Raw genomic sequence first — 24,329 nt, 5'->3', positions numbered from 1 at the left:
CCTCGCCCCCTTTGGGGGAGAGGCCGGTGAGCTCCGGCGAACCGGGTGAGGGGGCTTGGGACGCTAACCAGGTATGGCGAACGGGTTGGGGATGGAGGTTCACCAAGGGCCGGCGGGGTTCGCTGCCCCATTCCCCGGGTACAACTCTGCTCCATGAGCCAGCCGTACGATCGCGTCTTCAACTTCTCCGCGGGCCCCTGCACGCTGCCCGTTTCCGTTCTCGAAGAGGTCCGAGACGACCTTCTGAACTGGAAGGGTTCGGGCATGAGCGTCATGGAGATGAGCCATCGCGGAAAGCACTTCGAGGGAATTGTCGCCGCTGCCGAAGCGCGTCTGCGCGCGCTGATGGGCATCCCGAACGCCTACAAGGTGCTGTTTTTGCAGGGCGGCGCGAGCCTCCAGAACACGATGGCGCCGATGAACCTATTGGCGGGCGGCAGCGCCGACTACGTTGTGACGGGCGCATGGAGCAAGAAGAGCTTCGAGATGGGGAGCCTGGTCGGCGGGGCGAAGTGCGTGTGGGACGGCAAGGCAAACAACTACTCAAGCCTGCCGGACCTTGGCAGCCTTGAGTATTCAGCAGGAGCGGCGTACGTCCACTTCACGACCAACGAGACCATCCACGGCGTCCAATTCCACGGCGACCCTAAACTCAGGGCGACTGTGGTCTGTGACATGTCGTCGGACATCGTGTCTCGGCCGGTGGATGTGTCCAGATACGCGATGATCTATGCCGGCGCACAGAAAAACATGGGGCCCGCCGGCGCGACGGTGGTGATCATCCACGAAGACTTGCTTGCCCGCACGCCGGAGAAGTTCCACCCGATGCTGGATTACCGGCTTCAGGCGGAGAACGGCTCGCTCTACAACACGCCGCCGTGCTTCTCAATCTATGTGTGCGGCCTGGTCTACAAGTGGATCCAGGACCTGGGAGGGCTCTCGGCGATCCAGGCCATCAATGAACGAAAAGCCAAGGCGATTTATGATGCCGTCGACGCGAACTCGGGCTTCTATCAGGCCCACGCCCAGCCCGAGGCGCGCTCCCAAATGAACGTGACGTTCCGCCTCCCGAGCGACGAACTCACTGACGCCTTCGTGAAGGAAGCCAAGGCCTTGAAGCTGGACGGCCTCAAAGGACACCGGTCGGTGGGCGGGATCCGCGCCAGTATCTACAACGCCTTTCCTGAGGAAGGCTGCAAGGTTCTGGCCGCGTTCATGAAGGAGTTCGCGGCGAAGAACGGGTAGCTCCAATCAAGCATCGGACCTATAGGTCGTATTTGTCTTATAGGTCCTAGCGGCCCCATAGGCCCCCTCATTCCGGCACTTCGGTATCCATAAGACGCCACATGTAGAAGGCGGCCACCGACCGGTACGGCCGCCAAACCTCGCCCATCGCCAGCGCTTCCTTGGGCTTGGGGTTCTTCTCGAGGCCGTGGAGTCGCCGTAGCCCTGCACGCACGCCGAGATCGTCGATCGGCCACACATCCATCCTCCCCAGTCGGAACATCAGGAGCATTTCGACGGTCCACCGCCCGATGCCTTTGACCTTCGTGAGCTCGGCGACGACGGATTCATCGTCCATTGCGCTCAGCTCTTCGATCGATGCGAGGCCTTCGACGCAGAGTTCCGCGAGGCCCTGGATATAACTCGCCTTTTGGCGCGAGAGCCCCGCCGAGCGCAGCGTATCGAGGTCCGTTCCTGCCACTTCATTGGGCTCCGGATGGCGAAGTCCCCACCCGTGCTTCTGAGGATCAGGCTCGGCGCCGGGGTTGTAAAGAAGCAGGAACCGTCTGTGGATGGCGGAGGCCACCCTTCCCGAAAGCTGCTGAAACACGATGACCCGAGTCAGGTACTGAAAGGTGTCCTCGGGCCTTTCCTCCGGCTTCAGATCACAGGGCCCAAGCCGAGCAATGACCTCAGCCAACTTCGGATCGGCCTGGCAAAGGTGGTCGGTGGCTTTGGCATAAGGCATGGATTCGGATCTTCCTGAGATTTTTGGAATTCAGAAAATGAAGTCGGAACGGAACCCGTGGCGAGCGCCGACCGGTTGTAGCGAACAGGTGTACCGCATTTCGCGCCGCCGGAGGTGACCATGTCCGCGCCCGCCCTCGAACTTCCCGCAAAGCCCATCGCCAACATCCGCGCCTTAAGCATCCTGGGGGCTTCCATCGGCCTTGGGATCGCCGCCGATCTATTGCTTCGCGGCGTCACTTGGGGTCTCGGGTTTCCGGTTTGGGTCGGCCTATGCCTGCTTGCCGGCTGGCGGCTCTGGCGAAAACCCGTCCAGGCGCAAGAGAGCTCGGTGGCCTGGCTGGCGGTACCTTTGCTCGTGTTTTCGGCCTGCCTCGCGCTGCGCGATTCCGGGGCCATGCGGGCGATGAACCTGTTCGCTTTCTTCATGGCGCTGGCGATCCTTTCCAGCCGGATTCGAATCGGAGGCGTCGGCAAAATCAGCGTCGGGGACCTGGTGGGCGGTTGGCTGGCCCATTGGGCGCTCATGCTGGCGGACGCTTGGAACCTCGTCTTCGCCGACATCTCCTGGAGGGGCTTCGGCACGGCCCACGGCCGAGAGCGCATGGCAGTTGTGGGCCGGGGAATGCTCATCGCCGTGCCCATCTTGATCGTGTTTGGCGCGCTTCTGACCTCCGCCGACCCCGTGTTTTCGAGCTACCTTGCCAATCTCACCGATTGGAACCTGGAGGCAGCTGTCGGGCACACGTTCGGCATTTTCCTGGGCACTTGGGCGGTGGCGTCGCTGTTCCGGCGTCTCTTTCTTGCTCCCGAGGCCGTCGCCGACCCCAGAATCTGGCACTCCGCGCTTGGCGCTCCACCCAATGGCCAGGTTCCGCTGCTCGTGGGGCAGCCACCCGCCTTCCAAATCGGCGAGCCCGCGGGGCCGCCGAAACCCAAGGCGCAACCCGGCATAGGCAACGCCGAGGCGGGCATCGCCCTGGGTTCGCTCATCCTTCTTCTCGGCGCCTTTTCCGCAGTGCAGATTCGCTTCCTCTTCGGCGGCGCCGCGGCGCTGCCCGAGGGCATGAACTGGTCCCAATACGCCCGAGGCGGCTTCTTTCAGTTGCTCGCGGTGCTGATGCTGGCGGTGCCGGTGCTCCGGCTGGTCCACCATGGCCTGAAGCTCCGAGGCGCGAACGGCCCCACCTATCCGACTCTGGTCGGCATCACCGTGGGCCTGCTCGGGATCGTGGTCGCTTCGGCGATGCGGCGGCTGGACCTTTGCGTCGAGCAGTACAACTGGAGCGAGCTTCGGCTCTATGGCGGGGCGGCGATGGTCTGGATCGCCGGGTGCCTGGTTTGGCTGCTCGCGACGGTGGTGGCGCGAAAATCGAACCACTTCGTCATTGGCGCAGTCACTCTGGGCTTTCTTGCCATCTTTGGCCTCAACCTGATCAACCCGGACGCCATGATCGCGCGCTCGATGCTTCTGTCGGCGGTACAGAAGGGCCGCATGGATTCGGCCTACCTTTCTCGCCTCAGTTTGGATTCCCTGCCGGAGGTCGCCGCCGCAATGGAAGGACTGCCTCTGCACGTTCAGACTGATTTGCGGGACCGTCTCACCGAGCGCTGGTCGGAGCTAGAGCCTGCCGACTGGCGTTCTTGGAGTCTGGGAGATCAGGAGGGGCGGAAGGCGCTGGGCGAGTTGAAGCTGTACGAATTGCAGCGGTAGTTCGAGGCAACACGAAGCCAAACCTGCCTCGTTCAGGGACTCGGAGGTTCCACCTTTTCGCCGCGAGCTACCTTCGCCACGTACTCCATGAAGTCCGCCTGCTCCCGCTCCCTTTCAGCTTGCTCAACCCTCATCCGGTCGGCTTCCCTGCTCTTCTCGTTCAAGTGCCGTTGGCCCCTGATCTCGGAGTTCTGAAGGCTGTCGGCCCATCCCCGAATCTGCCTCGATATTCCCTCCGCCATTGATTTGAGATTTGAAATGTCAGATTTGAAATTCCGGAAGGAGGGCAGGCGTTCCATCAGGCATAGCATGGAACGGACTTCCCCAGCAGAGCCACGGGCGATGTAGAGGAAGGAGAGCCGCTCGTTCGTCGTGCCTCGCTCAAACCCCTCGGCGATGTTGTTGGACACGGAGAGGCCGCTCGCTCGAGTTGGGACTTGAGGGAGGAACGCTTTCGAAAGCCAGCCTCATTTGCGTCGATGAAGTCGAATAAGGCGAGTGCCAGGTCCACTGCTTGGTTCCAGACCGGAAGGTCTTCGAAGCGTTTGTAGGTCATGAGTGCTCTCCTCCACTCTGCCGCATCACCCGGAATCTCAAATCTGAAATCTCAAATCTCAAATCAAGAAACCGGTTGATATGTAGGTTGATGTCGAGGATTCTGGATGCGGAAAAGGACCTCCTCCTGTAGATCAACGTCCACAAGCCTTCACGTCCCTCTGTCCTTTCGTCCCTCCCCCCTACTTCCCCAACACCCACCCCGCCAGCGAGTAGTCGAACTCGTCGGTGTGTTTGGTCGTGATCCAGAGGTTTTTCTCAGCCTTCAGCAGACCATAGGCCGAGCGCGTGAACCAGAATGGCTCGCGAGCGCCGTTGATCCAGAGCTTCCTCGGAGCGGCGAGCGCCGCGATCTGGGGCAGGTCGGCATAGCGGAGAAGGCCAGGGAGGTCCGGAGTCTCGCGTCCGGCGGTGTAGGTGAGGCCAATGTCGTCCACGGCTGCGCCCACTCCATACGAGTCAATCGCATTGGCAAAGAGGGCCGCGACCCCAAGATCCCCCAAACCGATGATGTAGACCTTGCCGTGGCCGAGTTCCGGCAGGGCGGTCATGTCGAAGCGCACAATTTGCATGTCCTCGGCGGCCGTGCCAGCTTCCGAGGATCCCCAAATCATGCTGTTCCAGCGCCAGTCTCGCTTGATCTCTCCTCGGTAATGGACGTCAATCGCCATGACGCCGATCCCCTTTTCCAGCAGACTCCTGACTAGCCAAGGCCGCTCGACGAGAAGGGCGCGTTTTCCCTGCGGGTGGGCGATGACGACGCCAGGCCCGTTTCTCTTGCGGCCCTTTGGCGGGAAGTACCAACAGGGAATGTGGTCGTCCGAGTGGGTCCACATGAGCCACTTTTCAGCCTTGAGACCCGCAATCTCAAACTCGCCGACTCTTCTGGATTTTCCCTGGTAGCCCATGTGAAGGCCAAAGACCCAGGAGAGGCTTTGTTGTCGATCCCTGACACCGAAAAAGACGTCCTGGCGCCAGGATTCAAGCTCGACGGCGCTCTTTAGCACCGGCTCTTTGAACCTGGTCGTCTTCCGGTAATACACCACAGCCCCCTCATGCCCTGAGGCTCCTGAAGGCGGACCGCCGAGAGCCCTTAACGTGTTCGGGTCCTCGGTCTTCAGCTTCGGCTCTTTCGCGTGAGCCGAATCGTCGTCGCCCTTCAGGTACTTGTTGAACCAGGCGTACATCTGCTCGCGGCTGTCCTGATCGAAGTTGTGCGGCTTGTCGAACTGAACGACTTTCGTGTCGCCGCCGGTGAGGTCCCAGATGTGCTTCATATCGGGGAACTCCTCCTTCGGCACGGTGAGCGTCCAGTCGCCGGTCGCACAGATGAACAGGGTGGGCCGTGGCGCGAACATCGCCGCCATCTCGGTCTGGTCGGCCAGCGCCGCGATGCCGGGCACGTGGTTGCAGAAATGGTGCGCGTCTTCGGTCTCGAAGAGGATGCGCTTGAAGTAGCACACCATCACCGCCGGCACGAGCACCTTCACGCGGTCGTCCACCGCGCCCAGATACATCGTCTGCTGCCCTCCGCCCGAGGCGCCCGTGCAACCGAGCTTGTTCCTGTCCACGTAGGGCAGCGACTCCAGGTAGTCCAGCCCGCGGATGTTGTCCCAGGTCATCTGCCCGACCGGGTTCAGCCCCGTGGGGAAATCGAACACGTGCGTGGAGTCCGGGCACAGCGACACGTAGCCCATCTTGGCCATCGCGATGCAGCGCGCCTGCACCACGGGGTCGGCCGCGCCCTCGGGCCAGTGGCCGTGCGGGTGCAGGATCGCGGGGAGCTTCGCGCCGGGCTGTTTGGCCGCATCGGGGATGTAGAGGTAGGCGCTCGCATACACCTTCGGGAACACCTGGTACCAGACCCGCTCGACCGTGTAGCCGTCCCTAACGAGCTTCTTGGAGTTGTGCGGATCGAGCGCGACCTTCTTTGGCAGCGGCCATAGCCCCAATGCGTTCAGGATCTTGGGGCGCAGGGCCCTGGCATGAGCCTCCCATTCCGCCTTGGTCTTGAAGCGATCGAGCGGCTTGACGGCGGTCATGCGCTCGTAGATGGCGTGAAAGAAGTCGTTGCGCTCCTTGGCGGTGAGCAGGTCGCCGCCATCATCGTTGTTCGTGTTCACGTTTCCCTCCTGTTTCGCCACGACCAGCCGCGCGACCTTCGCGCCCTCCTCTCTGTTGCGGAGGATGAGCGTGTGCTTTCCGGCTTTCAGGTCGAAGGCAGGCGAGACCACCCAGTGCCAGTTCCCGAAGCTGTCGTCGTTGCCGAGCACGGGCGGGAGCGGCGTCGGGCGGTAGGGTTGGTCGAACTCGATGAAGAACGAGTTGCCGGCGGTGTCGGGCCAGTTGACGTAGGCGTGGACGACGTACTTGCCGGCGTCCTTAATCTCGACGGGGAACTCGGCGCGCCCGTTGTCCTTCAGCTTGTTGGTGGCGAGGTCGAGGCCCCGCCCGGAGCCTTTGGGGATGTGGAGGTAAGTGTCGACCGCTGTGCCTTTGGTAAGGACCATCGGCGCGGTGACTTTGGAAGCGTCCTTGGCGGAGAGGTCGGCGACTGGGGTACGCCAGGGCATCGGTTCTGCTGCGAAAGTCAACGACAGCGGACTTGAGTAGGGGAATCTCGTGATCGTCAAATCGTTCCGGCCACTCTTCAGTTGACATTCGTATGTCAAGAGTTCAGAGTCGCCGCGTGAAATGCGGTGGACCTGCTTTCCAGTCACCGTAAGGAATAGTAGGCGTCCTGGATTGGGTACGCCAGGCGTGCGTATCGTAATCCGCCATGTCGAGTCGGTTCCAGCAAGCAGCCCTGTGCTGTAGTTGCCTAGTGTCATTACGGAGGAGGGCGAACCAGGGAAGTGAAGGACGTTCGCTACGGGCAGGGAGCTCAGATATTGGAGCCAGGGGGCGATTTCTTTTCGCGAAGAGCTGTCGAAGCGTCGCATCGCGACGGTGGGAAGCCGCTTCCTTCCTTCCGACCCAAGCCACGTTGTCTCCGTCGAGGGTATCGGCATCGCGTTCTTCACGATCTCCACGTCCCGCTCGGCGTCAGCCGTGTACTTGCCCCACGAGAACTGCCCCTGCAGCCAGATCTCGTGCTCGATGTAGTGCGCGTCGGCGATGGCGGCGAGCTTCTTCCAGTGCGCCAGCGCCCGGGTGATGTGCCTGAGCGCGTTGGTTCGGGACGCCTCGTCGCCGGTCAGCAGGAACCGGCAGTACGACGTCGCCCCAAGGATCTTGGCTGAGTAGTAGTGCCCAAGCTCGGACACCGCCCGAAGGTCTTGCATCGTACAGACCCATTCTTTGTCGTTCGCATGGCCGGCATCGAAGAAGTTATTGGGGCGAAGTTTGTCGAAGGCGCTGGCCCAAGATTCCAGTTTGTTTGCCACTTCGATGGGGCTGAGGGCGCCCCCTCTCTTGAGGGAGGGGGTCGGGGGGTGGGTGAGCGCCATGCGCCTGCTGTTATTCGCTGACAGCGACTGCGCGGGGGCAGCTACTGCTCCAAGTCTCCGGCTCCGTGACATCCCCACCCCGACCCTCCCCTTCAAAAGGGAGGGAGTTCCGGAGAGACCCCGCATCACATATGTCGGAATATCCTCATAGCTCCCGTCGATCGCGTTGTTCCAGACCCACTCCTCCACCGAGTGGAAGATCCTGTTGTCGCGGAAGTTCTGGCGCGGGACCTCATAGCTGGTGTTCCAGGGGCCGACGTTGCCTTCCGGATACCAGTCGCCGTTCATGTAGTTCCAGTGAAAGGCGGTCACGGTGGGCAGGATCTTGCTGGCGGACTTCATCACCGCGAAGACCTTGGGCCCGGCCTCGTCGCCAAAGCGCTCTTGGTAGGTCCTGATCCAGGTGCTCTCGGGTTCCTTCAGGTTGTAGCCGAGACGGCCCCAAAGCGCCCACTTGAACCATTGCTTCTCGAACTCGTACTTCCAGTCTTTGTGCTTCGCCGCCTTGGGCGTGTGGATGTAGTCCTCGCCGGGGATCTCGATCTCGGAGCCCATGACGAAGCCGGCGGACGTGGCATGACCGTCCCGGTCATGCGTCCCAGGGGCGTCTCGACCCTGGATCGGTGAGCCAACCACATTCCCCAGCATCTCGCGCGCGAAGTCCGGGTCGCCCCAGCGCAAGGTGAAAAGGTCGTCGTTGCGCAGGTGCCAGAGGAGCTTGTAGCGCTTGCCCGCCATCTGCTCCCACTTTTTGTTCTGCACGTGGGGCCGCGTCGACGAGTACATGTGCTCGCCGTTGAACTTGATGTCGAGGTACACGGGCCCCGGGTACTTGGCTTCGGCGAGCATCTTGTCGGTGGATTCGGGAGTGCCGCCCCAATAGCGCAAGATGAAGGGAGGGTATGGGCGGGGCGGGGTGTTCGGGTTTTCAGGTGTTGGGTGATCAGGTGTTCGGTGTTCAGGAAGGGGATGGGAGGCCAGGTGGGAGGTGCTCAGTTGGTCAGGAGTCAGGTCTCTTTGATCTCCCTCCCGAACACCTGAATACCTGAGCACCTGAACACCCTTTCCTCCCTCCACAGCCTCCCTGATCCCCTCGAAATAGGTCTCGCGGATAAACGCCATGCGCTGGTCCGCGTTCAGATTTCCCATCGCCTCGCCAGGGCAGGTGCCGAATCCCGTAATCTCGGGATACTGCGTCAGCAGCTCGCGCACGCACTCCTTGGTGTAATCCCGCACGAGAGGAGAATCCGCCCCATTGACGGCGACCTTGTGCGCGGCCGCGAACGCCGGCGAGACGTGGGTGTTCCAGGTCATCAGGTACACATCGACGCCGTGATCCTTGGCCATCTGGAACAGCGTGTGGAAGAACTTCTGGTTCTTGGCGAGCTCTTCGTCGGTCAGGGCGCAGGCTTCGGGGTACTTGGAGAGGCGGAGCATGCGGTCGTAGGGGTGCGCCGACCAGAGCGATAGGGCGTTGTAGCGGTTCCGCGCCATCATCTCGAGATACTTGCGCCAGTAGTTCAGGTCATAGAACCAGCCGTTCTTCCTCAGCGACTCCTCGCTGGCGTAGCCCACACCCGGCAGGGGGATGTTGAACTTGATCATTCGAAGGGGCATGGAGGGGGAACCCCCTTTGGGCTTGACCTTGTCTGGCCCGTTGAGCCGGATTTGCTCTGCTAAGTCCAAGCCGCCGTACATGGCGCCTCGCTCGTCCGAGCCGGCAATCAGCCATTCGTCCGCGACTCGATCGATGTGAAAGCCCTCATTGGGCCCATCATCAAGCCGGATGCTGCACCACGCGGGCGCCTTGGAGTCGTTGATGACGACGGCTTTCTTCCCTCGCGCCGCCAGGGCGCTTACAACTTCTCGGGCGGCAAATGCGATAGGCGCCGAACCTTTCCGGGCGTAGATCGAGAGCACTTGGGGGTTCGCGGGAGCCGCGAGCACTCCGGCGACGAGCAGGGCGCAGAGAAGCATGGCTTCGGGTTCGATGCGGCCACGCCCGATTCCTATGCATATTTGATGTGGAATCTTGACGAATCTATCCCGGGTTGACGGGCCTTTGTAGGCAATCCCAGAAGATTGCGTACACTCTCCCCCACACATGGCGTACCGCGACTATCAGCAGTTCCTGAAGACGCTCGAAGAGAAGGGCGAGCTCAAGCGCATCAAAGAGCCCGTGAGCCCGTATCTGGAGATCACCGAGATCGCGGATCGGGTGATGAAGGGGAAGGCGGGTAGCCAGGTTTTCAGGTTGTCAGGTGGCCAGGTCTCTGACCCAAAACCCGACAACCAGATAACCCGAAAACCTGAAAACCATTCTCCCGCCCTCCTCTTCGAAAACGTCGTCGGACCCCCTCACCGACTGGGCACACCGAACCCGAAAAGCGCGGTGATGGGGCAGCCATCAATTCATGGCGAGAAGCGAGAAGCGAAAAGCGAAAGCGAGGAGGAACCGAATCGCCTCTCGCCTCTCGCCTATCGCATTCCCGTCGCCATCAACGCTTTCGGCTCCCGCCGCCGCATGTCGCTGGCGCTGGGGGCCGAGGACTTCGAGGAACACGCCGAGCGGATCGAGCACCTCCTCAAACCCGAGCTTCCCAAAGGTCCTCTCGACGCCCTAAAGATGCTTCCCAAGCTCTTCGGCGAGCTCAAGAACGTCCCACCCAAGACCGTCGGGAGCGGCATCTGCCAAGAGGTCGTCATGCAGGGCGACGACGTCGACCTCACCAAGCTGCCGATCCTCACCTGCTGGCCCGAGGACGGCGGTCCGTTCATCACGCTGCCGATGGTGTTCACCTATGATCCGGAGGTCCGAGGTGCGAGGTCCGAGGTGCGAGGTCCGGGCCCTCAGACCTCAGACCTCAGACCTCAGACCATTTCTGCTGCGGGCAAGCGCAACGTCGGCATGTACCGGATTCAGCTTTACGACAAGAACACCTGCGGCATGCACTGGCAGATGCACAAGACCGGCATGCGCCACATGGAAGCCGCCGCCGCGCAGGGCAAGAAGATCGAGGTCGCGGTGGCGCTGGGAGGCGATCCGGCCTACACGTTCTCGGCCATCGCGCCGCTGCCGCCGGGCATCGACGAAATGATGTTCGCCGGGTTCCTTCGCAAGGAGAACGCCCAGCTCGTCAAATGCAAGACCGTCGACATCCATGTTCCCGCCGACGCCGAGTTCGTCATCGAGGGCTATGTGGACCCCAGCGAGCGACGGCTGGAGGGGCCGTTCGGCGACCACACCGGCTACTACTCGCTGGCCGAGGACTTCCCGGTGCTGCACGTCACGTGCGTCACGCATCGCACGAGCCCGGTGTATCCGGCAACCATCGTGGGCGTGCCGCCGATGGAGGACGGCTGGATGGGCAAGGCGGTCGAGCGCATCTTCCTGCCGATGATCCGCCTTTCGGTGCCCGAAATCGTGGACATGAACCTGCCGGTCGAGGCGTGCTTCCACAACGTGGCGTTCGTTTCGATCAAGAAGAAGTACCCGGGGCACGCGTTCAAGGTGATGAACGCCATCTGGGGCCTCGGCGGACTGGCGTTCACGAAGTACGTTTTCGTGTTCGACGAGGACTGCGACGTGCAGAACCTGGACGAGGTGCTGTTCCGCTTCGGGGCGAACACCGACCCCGCGCGGGACGCGCTGTTCAGCCGGGGTCCCGTGGATCAGCTCGACCACGCATCGCTCGCCGAGGGCTTCGGCGGCAAGCTGGGGTTCGACTGCACCCACAAGTGGCCCGGCGAAAACGGATTCACCCGCGACTTCCCGAAGCTGATCAAGATGAGCGAGGATGTCAAGAAGCGGGTGGATGAGATGTGGGGGAGGTTGGGGTTGTAACGGTGCGCTACCTCGCACTCGGCGATTCCATCAGCATCGACGATTACACGGGCGCTCCAAGTGGTGGGGCGGCGAGCCAGCTCGCCAAGCTCGTCGGCGCCGAAAGCTTCCAAATGCTGGCCTATGACGGCTGTACAACGACCGGCGTGCTTGAGGCTGCGGAAAGGGTCGATGGCAATCCCGACCTAATCACCCTTACGGCAGGTGGAAACGATCTTCTTGAAGCCTGCTGGTGGCGGGTACTGGAAAAGCCTGGAGACCCTCCAGCCCTGGCCGGACTCGATAAGCGCGTTAGTGGATTGCTTCGAGCGGTTCTGCTCAAGCTGGGCCACTATCGGTGTCCGATTCTCGTTAGCACCATCTACGATCCAACGGATGGCAGGCTTGACCTTGCTTCCGAACTTGGTCTGCCGGTGGAGGCTTTCGACGTCTTCCGAGCGCTCAACGATGAGATACGGTCTCTCTCACGGATCCAAAACGTGCACATTGCCAACCTCGAAGTCCTGTTCAGCGGCCACGGATTCTGGTCTGAAGACCCGTGGCTTGTCAGCTACATCGAACCTAACTTGGCTGGCGCAACGGCCATCGCGGAGCTCTGGCACAGGACTTACATAGATGCCGTCTCTTGTCGCAACGAATAGGGCGCGACTCAGATCTCAACGCGAACACTTGTGATGCTCGGTGAAAACCGGTGGAAGTTCGGCACGCCTCGCGTGAACGGTGAATCGCCCTCGAAGATGCCGCGTCGGCCCTCGACTGAGAAGTGGAGATGATGGGATGAGGAAGTGATGGGATGATGAGATCCCGGACCTCGGACCTCGGACCCCGGACCCACCCCCTTCGCCCTTCGTCCTTCGCCCTTCGCCTCCCAGGGCGCCGTCCCCTGGTCCCTTTGTCCCTTCGTCCCCATGTCCCCAATCTCCACAAACGCAAACAGGCTCCGGTCGTAGTCCGCCATGCGGCCGTATTTCTCCCCGACCCAGGCGTAGCTGGCGCTGTTCACCCGCCAATAGAGGATGCCGTTGCGCGTTTCGCTGGCGTCCTGGTGGTTGTGCCCTTGCAGGACGGCGACGACCTTGCCGCTCTCTTCCAGCACCTTGCGGACCTCGACGCGGTTGGGCACCGACCCGCCTTCCCAGATGTCGTCGAGCGGTTGGTGGACGAAAACGACGGTGGGCTTGCGGGTCGCCTTCAGATCGGAGGCCAGCCATTCGATCTGCTCGGGGTCGATCCAGCTTGCCGTGATGCCGCCGCGGTACCAATTGCCGTTTTCGTAAGGGACAAGCCCGGAAGGAACGCGAGTCTCCAGACTCGCATAGGGTCCGCGACTCTCTGAGTCGCCATCCGATTCCACGCCGCAAGGCCGGGGATGGCTTTCGCGAGTCTGGAGACTCGCACTCCATGAGCGAGACTGGAGTCTCGCGTTCCCTTGCTCCACTCGGAAGAAATTCGCGTCCAGCACGACGAAGTGCAAAAAACCTGAATCGAAGCTGTAATAGCGGCTCTTGAGCTGCCAGTTATCCAGGGCTTGCTTCTTGGAGCCCATGTCCATATCGTGGTTGCCGAGCACTCCCCATCGCTGACCCTTGTGCGAGTGCCAGAGCTTGAGAAAGCCCTGTGCCTCGGGGACCGGGTGGTTGAAGTCGCCCATCTGGATGATGAAATCGAGCTCTCGCTTTTCACAGGCGATCAGGAACTCCTCCAGACGCGCCTCGGTCCGGTTGGCCAGGCCATGGTGGACGTCGGTGATAACGCCAAAACGAACCCTTGAACCCTCGAGGATGGGGGCGTTGTGGCGTCGGCCGGAACTCAGCACCCGACCCCCCAAAGCCAAACTGCCCAGCAGAATGGACCGCCGCGTGGGCACGTAGTGCTCCATGCCCATCATCTTACATCGCGCCTGTCGAGGAGCCACAAGTGAAGTGAAAGGAGCGCCCCTTCAGGTTCCAAGCAAATCTACTGATAATCGAAAGTGTGGTACGCCAGTCTGGGTTTGCCTGCGATTTGCGCTGTTTTCCCAACGGGGAATCGCAGATTTGCTTGCAAATGCCCCTAAAGGCGGTCCATAATCTCCAGAGGGCAGGTTATGCCTGTCCTAAGGAAAGGCGCGGGAAGCGCGGCCCAAGCGAAGGCGCAAAGGCAGGTCTCGAAAGGAAACGAGGAAAGCTTCGATGGCCCGTCCGAGCGAACAAGCTCCGGCAAGCTCCCCAAGCCCAAAAAAAACACAAGGAGCAGTGACGGATAAATGAAGCGAATGCTTACGCTCTCACTCGGCGCAGCCATGGTTGCGTCGGTGACACCTGCCCTCGGGCAGGCTTTCCCGGACACTCCGGAAAACCACTGGGCCTACCAGGCCGTTCTCGGCGCGAAAGCTGCCGGATTCCTGGTGGGTTACCCGGACGGTATGTTCCGAGGTCCCCGACCCGCAAGCCGCTATGAGATGGCTGCGGCTCTCTATGCGCTGTACATGAACCTCAAGGGCGTCTCCGACGGTCTTGCCGCTCAGTACAACGCTCTCAACGAAAAAATCGGCAAGATGGGCGGAGGTTCCACCGAAGGCTTGGCCACCAAGGCTGAAGTCAAAGCGGTGATGGACGCTCTGGACGCTCTCAAGCGGCAGATGCCCGGACAAGGTAAGGACTTTACCGCCGACATCGACGCCCTGAAGAAGATGACCTCCACCTTTGAGAAGGAACTCGCTTCCCAGGGTGTGGACGTCGAAGCCACCAAGAAGGGTATCGAAGATCTCAGCAAGCGCGTGAAGGCTCTTGAAGAGAGAAAGATGCCGGTCGACATTCATGGCGACCTCAACTTCTGGATGGGCAGCGGCTACGGCACCGACGACGAGACGGGCATCACCTTTGATGGCCGCCCGACGACTGGCGCCGAGAACGGCTTTGCGAAGAACCTTCGCATGGGCCACGAAGCCTCTATGACCATCTCGGGCAACAACGACAACGGACCCAAGTGGTGGGCCACCTTCGTGACGGGCAACCTCACGGAGTTCGATGGCAGCGCCATCTTCGGGAACCAGTCGCACGTGCTCGATGGCGAGGGTTGGAGCGAGCCCAAGACGGACTTCTACGTTCAGAACGCCGGGATTCAGTTCAATACCAGCCTGTTCGGCCAGGACTTCAATGCGACCGTCGGCCGCGTTGGCTTCAAGGCCGGTCCGTACTTCTTCCAGAGGCCGGACAACACGCCGTACTTCTCCAACGAGCGTTGGGACAACGGCCAGTGGATCTTCGACGGCGCGATCTTCGACTTCCACTTCGGAAGCTCGACCTTCACGCTGTTCGGCGGCCGCGATGGCGGAGACTGGGACAACCTCCAGACGTCCAATGGCGTTCCGATCAACACGATGATGGCCGGCAGCGCCGGGCACATCTTCGATCCGACGACCACGGGTCTCGATGAGCGACCTCGCGGATACGGCAACCACAACGGCATCATGGTCGACGAGCACCTCGGCGCTCGCTTCAGCATCCCGCTGGGCGAGAAGGGCAAGGCGAACTTCAACTACATGATCTTCGATCAGAATGGTACGACGTTCATCGGCTCGTCTACCACGGTCAACCGAGCCATCGTGTTCGGCGGTGACTTCAACTACATGTTCGGTGAGAACCTGAGCATCGACGGCGGCTATTCGCAGAGCAATCTCAATAGCGACAGCACGAACGTCATCGACGGCGACAACGCTGCCTACTGGGCCAACCTCGGCTACAAGGGCAACAAGTTCTCGGTCAAGGCCGGTTACAAGAGCATCGACCCGCAGTTCTATGCGCCGGGCTCTTGGGGACGCATCGGCATCTGGTGGAACCCCACCGACATCAAGGGCTTCTATGGCTCGGTGATGTTCGACCTGAGCGAGAAGCTCAGCCTGGGTGTCTACGGCGCCATGTATGAGGGATCCGAAACGACGATCAACGGCGTGACGGGTCTCACCGGCGACGACACCATCAACCACTACAAAGCTCACCTGAACTATAAGGTCAACGACGCTTGGAACCTCATGATTGGCGGCGAGTTCGTCAATTGGGACCTCGCGGCTCGCGGCTCGTTCGATGGTGGCAAGCCTGAGGAGCGATGGTACAACATCGGCCTCAAGTACAACATGGGCGAGAACGCCTGGTTGAGCTTCCTGTGGCAGATCAGCGACTACGACAGCAAGGGAACCTCGGGCTTCAACCCGTTCTTCTCGAGCGCCACGAAGGCCAAGGGTGGGTTCCTCACCTCTCAGGCCTCGATCAAGTACTAAGCTTGATCGGCGAATGATCGCTGAACACGAATCGCCCTCCCATAACGGGAGGGCGATTCTCTTTTTGCTTGAGGGTGAATGAGGGTGTGTGAGGATGAGTGAGGATGAGAGAGGGTGAGACGGTGGGCGGGTGAGTCGGGGAACTTGCTCGCCCCTTGTGGGAGTGGGTCCGTGCTTGCCCCGGTTCCATCGGGGAACGCAGTGAACGGGGGTGAGGGGGCTCAAGACGCGTGAGGATGAATGAGGGTGAGTGAGGATGCGTGAGGGTGGGCGGGAAGCGCCTGAAGCCAGGGACCACGCAACTCCACTGGTCCCCCAGCCGTCAAACTAAGTACCGGAGAGAACCCATGAAACGATTTGCCACCAAGAAAGTAGCCCTGATCGCCGCCGCGACCCTCGCCCTTGCCGCTGTCGGAGCGCCTCAGCTGAAGCAGCTTATCAAAGCCGGCGGCGCGCTCGTCGTCGTGAACACCTTTGGCAAAGACATCAACAAGGGCATCAACAAGCTTTGGGATCGCGAAGATACGCCGCGCCTCAAGACCAAAGTCGTGCCGATTCTCACGGTTGGCGTCGGTACCCCTTCAGCCGTCGGCGCTGCCCAGGTGATGGGTCCGCCAGATGCCGTCGATCGGGTCGCCGCAGTGGCCTCACCTGAAGTGAAGTTCCTCGGCGAGCTGAGGCTCCGAGCCCTCATCCCAGTCTCCACCAAGAATCCCGACAAGTCCAGCCTCAAGGCCGTCGAAAACGTCGGCGTGAGCGGAATCGTCGACATCAAGCTGTAGGGATCCCACCAATGGCGATCGGGCGGCTGCCGTTCGGCAGCCGCCCGATCTGCTCGTGCTCATCGAGCGACGTTACTCGTCCTCGACCGCCGTCACCGTGATCCCTTTGATCTTGCCGCCATCAAGGTAAACGCCCATGTTCATTCCGGGGTAGTAGAGCCACTTTTCGATCTTGCCACCCTTGGCCAGGTCGAGCGAAGCCCCACCTTTGACGTTCAGAATCTTCCCGAACTCCTCTTCGGTCATCCCAACCTTGATCTGGAAGACCCCCTGGATGGTCCGCTCTTTCGGGCGGAGATACAGGTAGTCTCCGTCCGTGTAGGAAGTGAGCCTCAGCGCTTTGCCCCGCTCGGTGAACACCGCAAAGTCGCCGCTCGACCAGCGGATCTCCATGAGGTCGGGGTAACGCTCGTCGAAGGAAAGCGCCAAGTCCGCCTTGCCGAACAGGGTGAAGAGATCATCTTGCGGCATGAACATGCCGACTTCTTTGCCGCTGTGGAAGATCGAAACGACCTTGCACAGATAGATCGGCGTCGTTTCCAGCTTCGGAACGTCGATGCTCAGTTCCTTGCAGACCTCGTCGAGGTTCTTCTTTACGGACTGCCAATAGGGGCTGGCCTGAGGCGTCCGAGCAAGCCAGGTCGCCATCACGTCCACCGCCAGCGATGCGGTCTCTTTGGCACGGTTGGTCACCTTGATGCGCCCGATGCTCTCGGCAAGCGCGGCATTGTAGAAGTCACTTTGCTTCTGAGCGACGATCATTACGTCGTAGGCTTTTTGCAGGTCGCCCCCCCTTTGGAATCCGACACCTGCATTGGCGGCATAGCGGAGCTTCGCGGCCTTGTCCGACGTCTTGTTGGCCATGTCCTCAAAGGCCCGCGCACCCTCGAGCATTTGGGCAGAGTGCCCCGCTTCGGGGTCCAAGACCTTGGCGAGCGCTTCGAGCTCGGCCACCATCGGATGCGAGGGCGCCTTGATCTTGGCGATGCCGATCGTCAAAACGGCAAGCTTGTAGCGGGCAAGATCTTCCACACCGATCTCGACGCCGCGAACGCCTGAAGTGATTTCCGTTAGCACCGGCCCAAAGTCGGGCGTGAACCAGGTGGTCCTCACGTCCCTGGGCACGTAGTCGTAGTAGTTGTAGAGTCGGCAATAAGCCTCGTTGACATAGGCCTCGGTAAGCTTGGGTTCGAGCTCCGAGGCTTTGGCGAAAAAGTCGGCGGCCAGCTTGTAGCGTCGGCAATCCATGTAGGCCAAGCCGACGTCGAACATCAGCAGCGAGCGCATGACGTCCTTGTTGTCGGCGATCTCGGCGGCTCGGGCTTTGGGATCCGCGTGGTCTGCGGTGAGCCTTCCCAGCCAATCGCCCTTGCGGGCCCGCATCTTGTCCAGCATCATGAGCATGTCGACCATGTGCTGCTTCTTGTAGCCGGCCTTTTGAAGCAGGATGGCGCCTTGGATGTCGGCCGCGTGCTCCTGCTGGCGCGTCCATAGATTGGAGAGGTCCCTGGCCGCTGGAGACAAAGACCGGCAGTGTCCGAGCTCCAAGTGAGCGACCTCATGGGCCACGACCGCCCGAATCAGGTTCAGGTCGCCCTTGGCGAGGTCCACCAGCCCGGTAAACACCACCATCGTGGCCTGCGGCTTCTTGCCGTCCTTCTTGTCGATCGCCGTGGCATAGGCGTTGACCTGGTCGTTCTTCTCGACCCTGCATTCGATCGGCCAGTTGTAGTCGCCTGGATGGCCGGCGACGGCCTCCAGCTCGCGGACCATCTTTTGCAGGTCCTCGTTGGTAAAGTCGGCGCCCATTGCTGCCACCGAGGCGGCGAAAAGCGCAAGGTTTAGGAAAAGTCGCTTCGTTTGGTTTTTGATCCTCAAGGTTATGCCCTCCGGAGTCGATCCGTCACGTTGCATACCGACGACTGGCCAGAAGCCGTGTTTCAAACGGTCCCATACCAGGTCCCGGTTCGAACCAGGATGCTTCCTGAATTGGAGTCCATTATAGCGGCATCCGCAGCCGTCGCCCCTGCAAACTTGCGAGCAACGCTCTGCATCACGAATCTATACATCGTTGTCGCATGACCGCCGTCATAGTCCACTTCGCGGCCCGGTCAGGAACACTTGGAAGAGGAACGGCACAGCCCCCATTCGTTGTCGGCTTGCTCGTTCGAGGACAACAGTCATGCAAACAAAGATTCGTGGGTTTGCCGGACTGGCGGCACACTCTTGGCCCGGGGCCTTCGCGCTGATGCTTGGAGCGCTTGTGATCGGCTCGCTCTCGGGCGAAAGACCCGCCTATGCCATCGGCCAAACACCGGACGCATCCGCCAGATTTCGATCCACCCTAGGCTCATCCGACAACACCAAGTGGTCGTACAAGACGAACCAATACCAGTCTTGGCTCGCCACCAAGGGTTCGGCCATCAACACCCGCTATGGGGGCTCCGGGTTTCGCGACTACCTGGAGTCTGACCCCAAACTTGTGATCCTCTTCGCCGGATACCCGTTTTCGCTTGAGTTCAATCAAGCTCGCGGGCACGCCAACGCCGTGGAAGACGTGAAAGGCACCAAGCGCCGAAACGACAAGACCCCGGCCACGTGCTGGTCCTGCAAGAGCCCCGATGTTCCGCGCTTGATGGTGCGCGACACCGTGTCGGCGTTCTACGCGGGCAAGTTCGACCACTACGATTCCGAGGTCAAGAACTCGATCGGATGCGCCGACTGCCACAACCCGAAGACGTTCGCGCTGCAGATCTCGCGGCCCGCGCTGATCGAAGCCTTCGAGCGGCAGGGCAAGGACATCGCCAAGGCCACCAAAGCCGAGATGAAGACCCTCGTCTGTGCCCAGTGCCATGTCGAGTACTACTTCAAGGGAACCGGCAAATACCTCACCTTCCCCTGGGACGACGGGGTCAAGCCGGACAGCTTCGAGAAGTACTACGCGGGCAACGGGCACTCGGACTGGACCCACCCGATCAGCGGTGCGAAGATGGTCAAGATGCAGCACCCGGACTATGAGCTCTATCAAGAGAGCGTCCACGCCTATGCGGGGGTGAGCTGCGCCGACTGCCACATGCCGAGGGTCTCGAACGGCAAGGCGGAGTACACGACGCACCAGGTCCGCAGCCCGCTCTACAACATCGACAAGGTCTGCGCGAACTGCCACGGGTGGACGGAGAAGCAGATCAAGGACCGGGTCTACGCGATTCAGGACAAGAACCGGGAATTGCTGGACCGCGCCGAGACCGCGCTGGTGTCGGCTCATCTAGAGATCGGCGACGCGATTAAGCTGGGAGCGAAGGACTCCGAGCTCGATGAGGCGCGCAAGACCGTCTCAAAGGCGCAGATGTATTGGGACTACATCGCGGCGAGCAACGGGATGGGTTTCCACGCTCCTCAGGAGGCGGCGCGAATCCTGGCCAAGGCCGTCGACCTGGCCCAAGAGTCCCGGCTTCAGGCGTCGAGAATCCGGAGCCGATATGGTGCGAATACGCCTCTGGCCTGGCCAACGGAGTTCTCCGCCAAGACGACGGCTCAGGCCTACATCAAGCCGTTTGTCGAGGCACAGAAGGCCAAAGAAGCGGCTGCAGCTGCCGCAAAGCCGCCAAGATAGGCGCTTGCGGCTCGCTTCGGCGCTCGCGACTGGTGCAAGATAGAGGCATAGCGTGAGCGCCGAAGCTTCATTCGTTTTTGGGACCTTGGCCGCCTGGGCCGGATGGCTCTTTGCGGTCCGGACCCTGTATGCCGCGCTCCTGTTCGTTTTCAGGCCCGCCGGTCTTGATTCGGGCCGTGCAGCGCGCGTTGCCGGCTTCTCGGCCGCGGCCTCTGGGGCGCTCCTTCTCGTCGGCTATCGCCTGGCTCCTCCGCCGGTTCGGGGCGCCCAGTTCCACCTGCCCGCCGCCTGGCTGGTGATGCCGTTTCTGGGCTGGATGGCCGTAGTGCTTTTGGCCGCCGCGCTCCTGTCCTTGATCAAGGGTTTGCTCTCGATCCATCCGGACGCACGCAAAAAGGCGCTGAGCTCGGCGGCGATCGAGGCGGGACTCGCCGGTCTGGCATGGGTGCTTTTCAAGCGCACTGGCGACCCGGTGACTCTGCTCAGGGGGAGCATTGGCCTGCAGCCGGTGTCTGCGGGGGCGCTCGCTCTGCTGGCAGTCGGCGCCGTGCTGGGGATGGTGCTGTCGCAGCGGGCGGTGAGGCTTCACATGGCTTTCAAGGCCGCCGCGGCGCAGATCGCGCTGATCGTCGGGTCGTGCGTTTTCGGCCTTCCTTTTGCGTGGCTCCTGATCACCAGCTTCAAAGAGGACCGAGACATGTCCTCACCCACTGGGCTTGTATGGATTCCTAGGGTCCAGCAGACCGTCCCCTATCAAGACCCCGATGACCCCCTGATCGAGAGCGAGTATCGGGGGACCGGCGTTCAGGGCACGATCGTCGAGCGTTACCCTGACGGCTCCGCCAAACTCGACATTCTGCGCCCGATGTCCATGCGCGGCATGACGTTTGTCGCCAAGCCTCCGCTCAAGGAAGTCCCCAAGGACATCCCATTGGTGACGGGCAGACTCGAGGGCCAAGCCATCAATGGCAGGGTCCTGAAGGAGCTTGAGGACGGCCGGAGACGGGTGGAGGTGATGGAGCCTGCCGCCCTGAAAGGCAGGTCCTATGTGGCGCTGCCCTCGGAGGTCCAGCCGATCCGAAATGTCGGGCTCAAGTGGACCAACTATCCCGAAGCGCTGGAGTACCTGCCCAGGGAGGCCAACAAGGGTCTGACCTACCTGAAGAACACGCTCATGATCGTGATCCTGAGCGTGCTTGGGACGCTCCTGAGCTCGTCGGTGGTGGCCTACGGGTTTTCGCGTCTGCGCTTTCCGGGCAAGAACACGCTGTTTCTGGTGCTCCTCAGCACGATGATGCTGCCCGCGGCGGTCACGCTCCTTCCTACGTTTCTGATCTTTCGCTCGCTCGGGTGGATCGACACGCTGAAGCCGATCTGGGTGCCGGCTTTCTTCGGCTCGGCGTTCAACATCTTCCTGCTGCGCCAGTTCTTCATGACCATCCCAATGGAGCTCGAGGACGCGGCGAAGATGGACGGCTGCGGCTACCTAAGGACCTTTTGGCAGGTCATGCTGCCCCAGGTGAAGCCCGCGCTCGCCGTGGTCGCGATTTGGACGTTCGTGGGCGCTTGGAACAACTTCATGGGGCCGCTGGTCTACGTCACCTCGCCGGAGAATCTGCCCGTAAGCTACGCCGTCCAGCTCTTCCAGTCGGAGCGGACCGCCGAGCCGGGCTACATGATGGCGTTCGCTACGATGGCGATGACCCCCGTTTTGCTTCTGTTTTTCTTCGCGCAGCGCTACTTTATCGAGGGTGTGACCCTGAGCGGGCTTGGTGGAAAGTAAGCCTGATCTCCCACTTCGGCCGCAGCCTGGGGATCTTTATGTTTAGGCATAGATGCAAGGTTGGGCATCATCCTGTATGATTGAGTCGGGGGAACGAAGCATGACGATCCAGTGTCCATCTTGCGGGCAAACGTTGCCTGCACAATTCACGCATTGCCAGTTTTGCGGCGCCGACGTCTCAAAGGTACCGCGCCCGGTGCCGGCGCCGACCCAGAAGCGGCGGGCCCTTGTTGCTCCGGCGCGCTGGGTTCCCATTGCCTATTACGGCGTCGCTGTCTGGTACATCGTTGGGGCGCTGGTCACTGTGGTGCAGTCCGCCGTTTTGAAGGACTTCGGCCCCGAACTCGCCTATGCACTCTTCAAGGTCGCGGTTGGTCTTGGCCTCATCTTCAAGGTCGAGCTCGTCCGGGGCATCATGAACATCCTCTGCTGGATCCAGATCGTGTTCTCGGGGCTTGGACTTCTGACTACCGTCCTGGCGGCTCCCTTCATAGGGCCGATCGCGTTCCTTTTCATGATCCTTTACATCATCGACATCTGCGCGAACGCCCTCATGATCTTCCTCATCGGCGAAACGGACGATTTCATGTGATGCCATGATCATCAAGCGGGACGGCGCAAACCCCTACGACGACCTCGACGACGGCGCCTACTATGATCGCGCGGTCGGCGTCACGATCGCAATCCTGACATTTGCCAGCCTGTTCGTCAATCTCTTGCCGGTGGTGCTTTTTGCGCTGCTGGCCCACCAACCGTTCGTCACCGACCTGGTCAAGCCTGAGGAGATCGAGAAGGTGCGCCAGATGCTTCTGATCTATGCGGCGGCGGCTTGCGGAACCTCGGCGCTGAACATCGCGGCGGGGATCGGCATCGCCTATGGAAAGGTCTGGGCGCATTGGCTAGGGATCATCGCCAGCCTTGCGCTTGCCGCGAACGAGTTCACGCACATTGCTTTTGTGTCGGAGTTACGCGTCACGATTGCGCTTGGCGCTCTGGTCTATCTATTGCTTCGGCAGAGCGGCAAGATCGGCCGCAAGCCGGGCAGCCCGCCCCTTCGCAGGCCTCAACCAACCGGCCCTCCTCCAGACCCAAGGACCCACTTCTGAACATCTGATGGCCGTAACGCCGTCCTCAAAACGGAGGCAAACCCATGAAGCTCCTGGCCTTCCTCGGCCTTCTTCTCCCCTCAGCAGCACAAGCCTGCCTTTGGGACACCGACACGCTGGAGGCCGAAACCCAGGGAAAACTTGACCTCGTCGACGCGATCACGGGGCGTTTCCCTAGGAACCCGCCGCTCTACTATCAGATGAGGTTGGCGAGGGTCACGGCGGAATTGGCCAAGAACCCGAATGACCTTGATGCTTACGACGACGCTGCAGTCGCCTGCGAGCGCCTCGAAAAGAGCCTCGAAGCCATCGCTTGGATGGCACAGAAGCGTCAGGTCCTCGACACCCTCCCCAAGAGCCTGAACAAAGAAGCCTGGTACCGGTACTACGCGAACCTCGGCACCTTCAAGATTCATCACTGGTTCCGCAGCGGCGCAAAGGTGGAGGCCATCGGAGAGGCGCAGGAGGCAAGGGACCTCATCGCCAAGGCTCTGGAGATCAACCCCAACGCCCACTTCGGCCGGGAGAGGGCACAGCTTCGGACCATGGAGTGGGTGATCGACGTAAAGCTCCGGCCACCCGGCAGCATGCTTGCGAGTTACCTTGACAAGGCGCGGACGCCAGGCGAGAAGCCAGGCGACACGATCAAAGGGCTCGCCGGATTGGTGGTGCTGGGCAACGCATGGGGCAGCCCGGACCTCTTTCACGCCTTGGCAATAGCGCTGTCCATGAAGAAGGACTCTCACCTTGCCACCCTCGCGAAGCTGAGGGCCGAGGAGCTCTTGAAGGGAGGAGCAGTGTCGCTTTCAAAAGAGCTTGCTGCTGAATGGGAGTCTGGGAGGCTGATGGTGTGGTCCTGGCAGCCGTACGACGCTGAGCTGCCTTATCTTGAGAAGTCGTTTCGCAGCCTCCGTCGGGCATCAGACGAATATCACGCCCACCGGACCGAGTTCATGCTTGAGCGCCTCAAGGCGGGAAGGCATCCGGACACGGACTTGTCGTTTTGGAATGGCTATCAGGAAGTGCCGAGGGGACACATACTCGATCTCCCCAGGACACAGCGGCTCTTGCAGGAATATGGCCTTCAGTTTCTGGCTGTGGGTGTTGTGGTCGTGTCCGTCGTGGGGGTGATCCTGATTCGAAGGTGGCGCAGAAGAGCGAGGGCGAAACGCCAGCCTGGCCCTTGATGGGGAGTGTTTGGAAATCCGCGGCTCAGCTTCTGACACCCCTCCAGGGTGCGGATGATTGGGTGGG

Annotated in this window: 16 protein-coding genes and 2 pseudogenes; 13 read left to right on the top strand and 5 right to left on the bottom strand. The window is 61.2% G+C overall.

All coding sequences use genetic code 11. The features are described from left to right. Positions 1 to 153: 153 nt before the first annotated feature. Entirely contained in the window at positions 154 to 1,245 is a 1,092-nt protein-coding gene (gene serC, locus HZC36_15270) for a 3-phosphoserine/phosphohydroxythreonine transaminase (GenBank protein MBI5708341.1), read from the top strand. 67 nt (positions 1,246 to 1,312) lie between these two features. On the opposite strand, the gene HZC36_15265 is transcribed toward serC, so the two are convergent. Continuing rightward, positions 1,313 to 1,972 carry a DNA-3-methyladenine glycosylase 2 family protein gene (locus HZC36_15265; GenBank protein MBI5708340.1) on the bottom strand — a complete coding sequence of 220 codons (660 nt, stop codon included), beginning with the start codon at positions 1,970 to 1,972 and terminating at the stop codon, positions 1,313 to 1,315. 120 nt (positions 1,973 to 2,092) lie between these two features. Here HZC36_15265 and HZC36_15260 point away from each other — a divergent pair, with 120 nt between their 5' ends. Beyond that, positions 2,093 to 3,685, top strand: coding sequence for a DUF4173 domain-containing protein (locus HZC36_15260; protein MBI5708339.1), 1,593 nt, complete (start codon positions 2,093 to 2,095; stop codon positions 3,683 to 3,685). Positions 3,686 to 3,717: 32 nt separating this feature from the next. On the opposite strand, the gene HZC36_15255 is transcribed toward HZC36_15260, so the two are convergent. Beyond that, positions 3,718 to 4,095 carry a four helix bundle protein gene (locus tag HZC36_15255; GenBank protein MBI5708338.1) on the bottom strand — a complete coding sequence of 126 codons (378 nt, stop codon included), beginning with the start codon at positions 4,093 to 4,095 and terminating at the stop codon, positions 3,718 to 3,720. A gap of 327 nt (positions 4,096 to 4,422) precedes the next feature. Further along, entirely contained in the window at positions 4,423 to 9,666 is a 5,244-nt protein-coding gene (locus HZC36_15250) for an acetylxylan esterase (protein ID MBI5708337.1), read from the bottom strand. Between the two features lie 127 nt (positions 9,667 to 9,793). Here HZC36_15250 and HZC36_15245 point away from each other — a divergent pair. The 4 genes and pseudogenes from HZC36_15245 (at position 9,794) to HZC36_15230 (ending at position 12,174) form a co-directional block, all read left to right on the top strand. Next, positions 9,794 to 9,916 (top strand): annotated as a pseudogene (locus HZC36_15245) (UbiD family decarboxylase). Continuing rightward, a pseudogene (locus HZC36_15240) lies at positions 9,911 to 10,039 on the top strand (hypothetical protein). The pseudogenes HZC36_15245 and HZC36_15240 overlap by 6 nt, the downstream one beginning before the upstream one ends. A 45-nt stretch (positions 10,040 to 10,084) precedes the next feature. Next, on the top strand, positions 10,085 to 11,533 hold the full coding sequence (locus HZC36_15235; protein MBI5708336.1) for a UbiD family decarboxylase: 1,449 nt from the start codon (positions 10,085 to 10,087) through the stop codon (positions 11,531 to 11,533). A gap of 2 nt (positions 11,534 to 11,535) precedes the next feature. Beyond that, positions 11,536 to 12,174 (top strand): hypothetical protein, encoded by a 639-nt coding sequence (locus tag HZC36_15230; protein MBI5708335.1) that lies wholly within the window; start codon positions 11,536 to 11,538, stop codon positions 12,172 to 12,174. A gap of 8 nt (positions 12,175 to 12,182) precedes the next feature. Here the strand turns inward: HZC36_15230 and HZC36_15225 are convergent, their stop codons facing one another. Then, positions 12,183 to 13,412 (bottom strand): metallophosphoesterase, encoded by a 1,230-nt coding sequence (locus HZC36_15225; GenBank protein MBI5708334.1) that lies wholly within the window; start codon positions 13,410 to 13,412, stop codon positions 12,183 to 12,185. Positions 13,413 to 13,778: 366 nt separating this feature from the next. On the opposite strand from HZC36_15225, the gene HZC36_15220 reads away from it, so the two are divergent. After that, complete coding sequence (locus tag HZC36_15220) at positions 13,779 to 15,791, top strand: S-layer homology domain-containing protein (GenBank protein MBI5708333.1); 2,013 nt, start codon at positions 13,779 to 13,781, stop codon at positions 15,789 to 15,791. 347 nt (positions 15,792 to 16,138) lie between these two features. Further along, positions 16,139 to 16,573: a hypothetical protein gene (locus HZC36_15215; protein MBI5708332.1), complete on the top strand. Its 435-nt coding sequence runs from the start codon at positions 16,139 to 16,141 to the stop codon at positions 16,571 to 16,573. A gap of 72 nt (positions 16,574 to 16,645) precedes the next feature. On the opposite strand, the gene HZC36_15210 is transcribed toward HZC36_15215, so the two are convergent. Beyond that, positions 16,646 to 18,451, bottom strand: a complete 1,806-nt coding sequence (locus tag HZC36_15210; GenBank protein MBI5708331.1) for a M48 family metallopeptidase — start codon at positions 18,449 to 18,451, stop codon at positions 16,646 to 16,648. 304 nt (positions 18,452 to 18,755) lie between these two features. Here HZC36_15210 and HZC36_15205 point away from each other — a divergent pair, with 304 nt between their 5' ends. The 5 genes from HZC36_15205 (at position 18,756) to HZC36_15185 (ending at position 24,262) form a co-directional block, all read left to right on the top strand. Then, the gene (locus tag HZC36_15205) at positions 18,756 to 20,186 is read left to right on the top strand and encodes an ammonia-forming cytochrome c nitrite reductase subunit c552 (GenBank protein MBI5708330.1); all 1,431 of its coding nucleotides are present in this window, start codon (positions 18,756 to 18,758) and stop codon (positions 20,184 to 20,186) included. A 52-nt stretch (positions 20,187 to 20,238) separates the two neighbouring features. Beyond that, on the top strand, positions 20,239 to 21,969 hold the full coding sequence (locus HZC36_15200) for a carbohydrate ABC transporter permease (protein ID MBI5708329.1): 1,731 nt from the start codon (positions 20,239 to 20,241) through the stop codon (positions 21,967 to 21,969). A gap of 196 nt (positions 21,970 to 22,165) precedes the next feature. After that, positions 22,166 to 22,561, top strand: coding sequence for a hypothetical protein (locus HZC36_15195; protein MBI5708328.1), 396 nt, complete (start codon positions 22,166 to 22,168; stop codon positions 22,559 to 22,561). 4 nt (positions 22,562 to 22,565) lie between these two features. After that, on the top strand, positions 22,566 to 23,075 hold the full coding sequence (locus HZC36_15190; GenBank protein MBI5708327.1) for a hypothetical protein: 510 nt from the start codon (positions 22,566 to 22,568) through the stop codon (positions 23,073 to 23,075). A gap of 44 nt (positions 23,076 to 23,119) precedes the next feature. Next, a complete protein-coding gene (locus tag HZC36_15185; protein ID MBI5708326.1) occupies positions 23,120 to 24,262 on the top strand; it encodes a hypothetical protein in 1,143 nt (380 codons plus the stop codon). Positions 24,263 to 24,329: the final 67 nt, after the last annotated feature.

The sequence above is a fragment of the Armatimonadota bacterium genome (assembly GCA_016223145.1).
Lineage (GTDB): Bacteria > Armatimonadota > Fimbriimonadia > Fimbriimonadales > Fimbriimonadaceae > Nitrosymbiomonas.
The sequence above is the reverse complement of the archived record's forward strand: the minus strand, read 5'-3'. Positions and strand labels throughout refer to the sequence as shown.

Bases quoted from the DNA above. Each gene is read 5' to 3' on its own strand.
- HZC36_15220 (MBI5708333.1), top strand. From the start codon at position 13,779: ATGAAGCGAATGCTTACGCTCTCACTCGGCGCAGCCATGGTTGCGTCG.
- HZC36_15215 (MBI5708332.1), top strand. From the start codon at position 16,139: ATGAAACGATTTGCCACCAAGAAAGTAGCCCTGATCGCCGCCGCGACC.
- HZC36_15260 (MBI5708339.1), top strand. From the start codon at position 2,093: ATGTCCGCGCCCGCCCTCGAACTTCCCGCAAAGCCCATCGCCAACATC.
- HZC36_15190 (MBI5708327.1), top strand. From the start codon at position 22,566: ATGATCATCAAGCGGGACGGCGCAAACCCCTACGACGACCTCGACGAC.
- HZC36_15235 (MBI5708336.1), top strand. From the start codon at position 10,085: ATGGGGCAGCCATCAATTCATGGCGAGAAGCGAGAAGCGAAAAGCGAA.
- HZC36_15205 (MBI5708330.1), top strand. From the start codon at position 18,756: ATGCAAACAAAGATTCGTGGGTTTGCCGGACTGGCGGCACACTCTTGG.
- HZC36_15225 (MBI5708334.1), bottom strand. From the start codon at position 13,412: ATGGAGCACTACGTGCCCACGCGGCGGTCCATTCTGCTGGGCAGTTTG.
- HZC36_15250 (MBI5708337.1), bottom strand. From the start codon at position 9,666: ATGCTTCTCTGCGCCCTGCTCGTCGCCGGAGTGCTCGCGGCTCCCGCG.
- HZC36_15265 (MBI5708340.1), bottom strand. From the start codon at position 1,972: ATGCCTTATGCCAAAGCCACCGACCACCTTTGCCAGGCCGATCCGAAG.
- serC (MBI5708341.1), top strand. From the start codon at position 154: ATGAGCCAGCCGTACGATCGCGTCTTCAACTTCTCCGCGGGCCCCTGC.
- HZC36_15185 (MBI5708326.1), top strand. From the start codon at position 23,120: ATGAAGCTCCTGGCCTTCCTCGGCCTTCTTCTCCCCTCAGCAGCACAA.